The organism is Nocardioides sp. (assembly GCF_035429765.1).
In the GTDB taxonomy this organism is placed as follows: domain Bacteria; phylum Actinomycetota; class Actinomycetes; order Propionibacteriales; family Nocardioidaceae; genus Nocardioides.
The window spans coordinates 1-5,590 of the sequence record NZ_DAOMFK010000203.1; the positions used below are offsets into that span (position 1 = coordinate 1).

At 72.3% G+C, this 5,590-nt stretch carries 3 protein-coding genes; all 3 read left to right on the forward strand.

From position 1 onward, the window contains the following. The first annotated feature begins 79 nt into the window (after window positions 1–79). A complete protein-coding gene (gene carA, locus PLP61_RS14420) occupies window positions 80–1,207 on the forward strand; it encodes a glutamine-hydrolyzing carbamoyl-phosphate synthase small subunit (protein ID WP_324503446.1) in 1,128 nt (375 codons plus the stop codon). Further along, a complete protein-coding gene (gene carB, locus PLP61_RS14425) occupies window positions 1,207–4,569 on the forward strand; it encodes a carbamoyl-phosphate synthase large subunit (RefSeq protein ID WP_324503447.1) in 3,363 nt (1,120 codons plus the stop codon). The genes carA and carB overlap by 1 nt, the downstream gene beginning before the upstream one ends. Continuing rightward, window positions 4,566–5,590 (forward strand): quinone-dependent dihydroorotate dehydrogenase (locus PLP61_RS14430; protein WP_324503448.1); only part of this gene is annotated, 1,025 nt, incomplete at its 3' end. The genes carB and PLP61_RS14430, both read left to right, overlap by 4 nt.

Sequence of the window (5,590 nt, forward strand, 5' to 3'; positions counted from 1 at the left end):
CCCCCACCCGCTGATAGGGTCGCAGTCGCTTGAACGTCCTTTAACGATCCGTCCCGTGAGGCGGAGAAGGAGGTACGGCGTGCCGTCGCATGCCCCCGCGCTGCTCGTCCTGGAGGACGGCCGCGCCTTCCACGGTGAGTCCTACGGAGCCGAGGGTGAGACCTTCGGCGAGGCGGTCTTCGCCACCGGGATGACCGGCTACCAGGAGACCCTCACCGACCCGTCCTACCACCGTCAGGTGGTGGTGATGACGGCCCCGCACGTGGGCAACACCGGCATGAACGACGAGGACCCGGAGTCGGGCCGGATCTGGGTCGCCGGGTACGTCGTCCGCGACCCTGCCCGGGTCCCGTCGAGCTGGCGGGCCCGTCGCTCGCTGGACGACGACCTGTGCGCGCAGGGCGTCGTCGGGATCCGCGGCGTCGACACCCGCGCCCTGACCCGGCACCTGCGCGAGCGCGGGGCGATGCGCGTCGGGATCTCCACCACCGAGCGCGACCCCGCCGCCCTGCTCGCCCGGGTGCGCGAGTCGGCCGAGATGACCGGGTGCAACCTCTCCGCCGAGGTGTCCACCGCCGAGCCGTACGTCGTCGCCGCGGTCGGCGAGAAGCGGTTCACCGTGGCCGCGCTCGACCTCGGGATCAAGGCGAGCACCCCGCGGATGATGGCCGAGCGCGGCCTCGAGGTGCACGTGCTGCCCGCCACCGCCACCCTCGAGGACGTCCTCGCCGTGCAGCCGGACGGGCTGTTCTACTCCAACGGCCCCGGTGACCCCGCCGCCACCACCGGCCAGGTCGAGGTCCTGCGCGAGGCGCTCGAGCGAGGGCTGCCCTACTTCGGGATCTGCTTCGGCAACCAGCTGTTCGGCCGCGCCCTCGGGTTCGGGACCTACAAGCTCACGTACGGCCACCGCGGCATCAACCAGCCGGTCCTCGACCGCACCACCGGCAAGGTCGAGGTCACCGCCCACAACCACGGCTTCGCCGTCGACGCACCGCTGGACGGACCCACCGAGACCCCGTACGGGAGGGCGTCGGTCTCCCACGTGTGCCTCAACGACGACGTGGTCGAGGGCCTGGAGCTGCGCCGGGCCGACGGGGCGCTCGCCGCGTTCTCGGTGCAGTACCACCCGGAGGCGGCGGCCGGGCCGCACGACGCGGCGTACCTCTTCGACCGGTTCGCCGCGATGATGGGAGGGCAGGCCTGATGCCCCGCCGCGAGGACCTCCGCAGCGTCATGGTGATCGGCTCCGGACCGATCGTGATCGGCCAGGCCTGCGAGTTCGACTACTCCGGCACCCAGGCCTGCCGGGTGCTCAAGGCCGAGGGGCTGCGCGTGGTCCTGGTCAACTCCAACCCGGCGACGATCATGACCGACCCGGAGTTCGCCGACGCGACGTACGTCGAGCCGATCACGCCCGAGTTCGTGGAGCGGGTGATCGAGAAGGAGCGCCCCGACGCGCTGCTGGCCACCCTGGGCGGGCAGACCGCCCTGAACACCGCGATGGCGCTGGCGGCCACCGGCGTGCTGGAGAAGTACGGCGTGGAGCTGATCGGAGCCTCCATCGAGGCGATCGAGCGCGGGGAGAACCGTGCGTCGTTCAAGCGGATCGTCGAGGGCCTCGGCGGCGAGGTGGCGCGCTCGGTGATCGCGCACTCCCTGGAGGAGTGCCTGGCCGCCGCCAACGACCTCGGCTACCCGATGGTCGTGCGGCCCTCCTTCACGATGGGGGGCTCCGGGTCGGGGATGGCCTACACCGAGGCGGACCTGCGCCAGATCGCCGGCGCCGGCCTCGCCGCCAGCCCGACCACCGAGGTGCTCCTGGAGGAGTCGATCATCGGCTGGAAGGAGTACGAGCTCGAGGTCATGCGCGACACGGCCGATAACGTCGTGATCGTGTGCTCCATCGAGAACCTCGACCCGATGGGCGTGCACACCGGCGACTCCATCACGGTCGCGCCGGCGATGACCCTGACCGACCGCGAGTTCCAGCACCTGCGCGACCTGTCGCTGGGCATCATCCGCGCGGTCGGCGTGGACACCGGGGGCTGCAACATCCAGTTCGCGGTGAACCCCGCGGACGGCCGGGTGGTCGTGATCGAGATGAACCCGCGGGTGTCGCGGTCCTCGGCGCTGGCGTCCAAGGCGACCGGGTTCCCCATCGCCAAGATCGCCGCGAAGGTGGCGATCGGCTACACCCTCGACGAGATCCCCAACGACATCACCCGGGAGACGCCGGCCTCCTTCGAGCCGACCCTGGACTACGTCGTGGTCAAGGTGCCCCGCTTCGCCTTCGAGAAGTTCCCCGGCGCCGACCCGACCCTGACCACCCACATGAAGTCGGTGGGCGAGGCGATGGCGATCGGGCGCAACTTCACCGAGGCCCTCCAGAAGGCGCTGCGGTCGCTGGAGAACAAGGCGGCGGTCTTCGACTTCGGCCCGTTCGAGACCGGGCTGGACCGCGCCGCCCACCGCGACCAGCTGCTGGAGGCGGTCCGGGTGCCGCGCGACGGGCGGCTGCGCCTGGTGATGGACGCGATCCGGGCCGGGGCCACGCCGGAGCAGGTCCACGAGGCCACCCGGATCGACCCGTGGTTCGTCGACCAGCTCTTCCTGGTCCACGAGGTGGCCGAGGCGGTGGGAGCCGCCGACCGCCTGGACGAGGCGACCTTCCGGCTCGCGAAGCGGCACGGCTTCTCCGACGCCCAGATCGCCCAGATCCGCGGGATGCGTGAGGACATCGTGCGCGGCGTACGCCAGGCGCTGGGGGTGCGGCCGGTGTACAAGACCGTCGACACCTGTGCCGCCGAGTTCGCGGCGCGCACGCCGTACCACTACTCCTCCTACGACGAGGAGACCGAGGTCGAGCCGCGGGAGCGTCCGGCGGTGCTCATCCTGGGCTCGGGACCCAACCGGATCGGGCAGGGCATCGAGTTCGACTACTCCTGCGTGCACGCCTCGCTGGCGCTCAGCGAGGCCGGCTACGAGACGATCATGGTCAACTGCAACCCCGAGACCGTCTCGACCGACTACGACACCTCCGACCGGCTGTACTTCGAGCCGCTCACGCTCGAGGACGTGCTCGAGATCGTCCACGCGGAGTCGCAGGCCGGTCCGATCGCCGGCGTGATCTGCCAGCTGGGCGGGCAGACCCCGCTCGGCCTGGCCCAGGGGCTCGAGGACGCGGGGGTGCCGATCGTCGGCACCACTCCCGAGGCGATCCACCTCGCCGAGGAGCGGGGCGCCTTCGGGCGGGTGCTCCACGAGGCCGGACTGCCCGCGCCCAAGCACGGTCTGGCGTCCTCCTTCGAGGAGGCCCAGGAGATCGCCGCGGAGATCGGGTACCCGGTGCTGGTGCGCCCGTCGTACGTGCTGGGCGGCCGCGGCATGGAGATCGTGTACGACGACGCCACCCTGCACGGCTACATCGAGCGCGCCACCGCCATCAGCCCCGAGCACCCGGTGCTCGTGGACCGGTTCATCGACGACGCCGTCGAGATCGACGTGGACGCGCTCTTCGACGGCCAGGAGCTCTACCTCGGCGGGGTGATGGAGCACATCGAGGAGGCCGGCATCCACTCCGGCGACTCCGCGTGCGCCCTGCCGCCGATCACGCTGGGGCCCGAGGAGGTCGCGCGGATCCGTGCGGCCACCGAGGCGATCGCCCGCGGGGTCGGGGTGCGGGGGCTGATCAACATCCAGTTCGCCCTCGGGTCCGACGTGCTCTACGTCCTCGAGGCCAACCCGCGGGCGTCGCGGACGGTGCCGTTCGTCTCCAAGGCGACGGCGGTGCCGCTGGCCAAGGCGGCGGCCCGGGTGATGCTGGGGGAGACGATCGCGTCGCTGCGGGCGGCCGGCGTGCTGGCCGCCGTGGGCGACGGGGGCGACCTGGCGCCGGACGCGCCGATCGCGGTCAAGGAGGCCGTGATGCCGTTCAACCGGTTCAAGACACCGGACGGCAAGACCGTCGACACCGTGCTCGGCCCGGAGATGCGCTCCACCGGTGAGGTGATGGGCTTCGACGCGATGTTCGGCACCGCCTTCGCGAAGTCGCAGACCGCGGCGTACGGCTCCCTGCCCACCTCCGGCCGGGTCTTCGTCTCGATGGCCAACCGGGACAAGCGGACGATGATCTTCCCGGTCAAGCGCCTGGCCGATCTCGGCTTCGAGGTGCTCGCCACCCAGGGCACCGCGGAGGTGCTGCGTCGCAACGGGATCCCCGCGACCGTGGTGCGCAAGCACTTCGAGGGCCTCGGGCCGCACGGTGAGCCGACCACGATCGAGCTGATCGCCGACGGGTCGGTGAACCTCATCGTGAACACCCCGCACGGCTCCGCCTCGGGCGGCTCCCCGCGCATCGACGGCTACGAGATCCGCACCGCCGCCGTGATGAACAACGTCCCCTGCATCACCACGGTGCAGGGTCTCGGTGCCGCCGTGCAGGGGATCGAGGCGATGATCGCCGGCGACCTGGGGGTCCGCTCGCTGCAGGACTGGGCGGCCCTGATCCGCCCCGGGGACGTCCCGGACGTCGTCGGTTCCGAGCAGACGGGTGCTCCGTCCGTATGACGTCGCGCGGGTCGTCGTCGGGCCGCGGCCGGGCGACGGCGTACCACCTGCTGTTCGACCACCTGCTGACCCGGGTGGACGCCGAACAGGCCCACCACCTCGGGTTCCGCGGGATCCGTACGGCGGGCCCGGTGCTCGCGCGGCTCCCGCACCGGCTGCGCGGCGCGCCTGAGCCCGGTGCCGCGGTCGAGGCGATGGGGCTCACCTTCCCCCACGTCCTCGGCCTGGCGGCCGGCTTCGACAAGAACGCCGTCGGCATCGACGCCCTGGCCGCGCTCGGCTTCGGCCACGTCGAGGTCGGCACGGTGACCGGTGAGCCCCAGCCGGGCAACCCGACGCCTCGGCTGTTCCGGCTGCCGGCCGACCGCGCGATCGTGAACCGGATGGGCTTCAACAACGACGGCGCCGAAGTGGTGGCCCGCCGGCTGGCGGTCCGGGCGGCGGCCACGAGGCGCGACTCGACGGGGCACGAGGCGCGACTCGACGGGGCGGGAGGCGCGACTCGCCACGGTGGGGTGGTGGTCGGCGTCAACATCGGCAAGACCAAGGTGGTGCCGGACGACGACCAGGCGGCGGTGCAGGCCGACTACGAGAAGAGCACCGGCCTGCTCGCGCCGTGGGCCGACTACCTGGTGGTCAACGTCTCCTCGCCGAACACCCCGGGGCTGCGGAACCTGCAGGCGGTCGAGCGGCTCGCGCCGCTGCTCGCAGCGGTACGCCGCCGGGCCGACCAGGTCTCGCCGGAGCGGCGGGTGCCGCTGCTGGTGAAGATCGCGCCGGATCTCTCCGACGAGGACGTGCTCGCCGTCGCGGACCTCGCGACGGCGTCCGGCCTCGACGGGGTGGTGGCGACCAACACCACGACCGGACGCGAGGGCCTGAGGACGCCGGCGGCCGAGGTCGCCGCGCTCGGAGCCGGTGGGCTGTCGGGCCGGCCTCTGGGGGCCCGGGCGCTTGCGGTGCTGCGGCTCCTGCGGGGCCGGGTCGGCCCCGACCTGGCGCGCGTCGGGGTGGGCGTGTT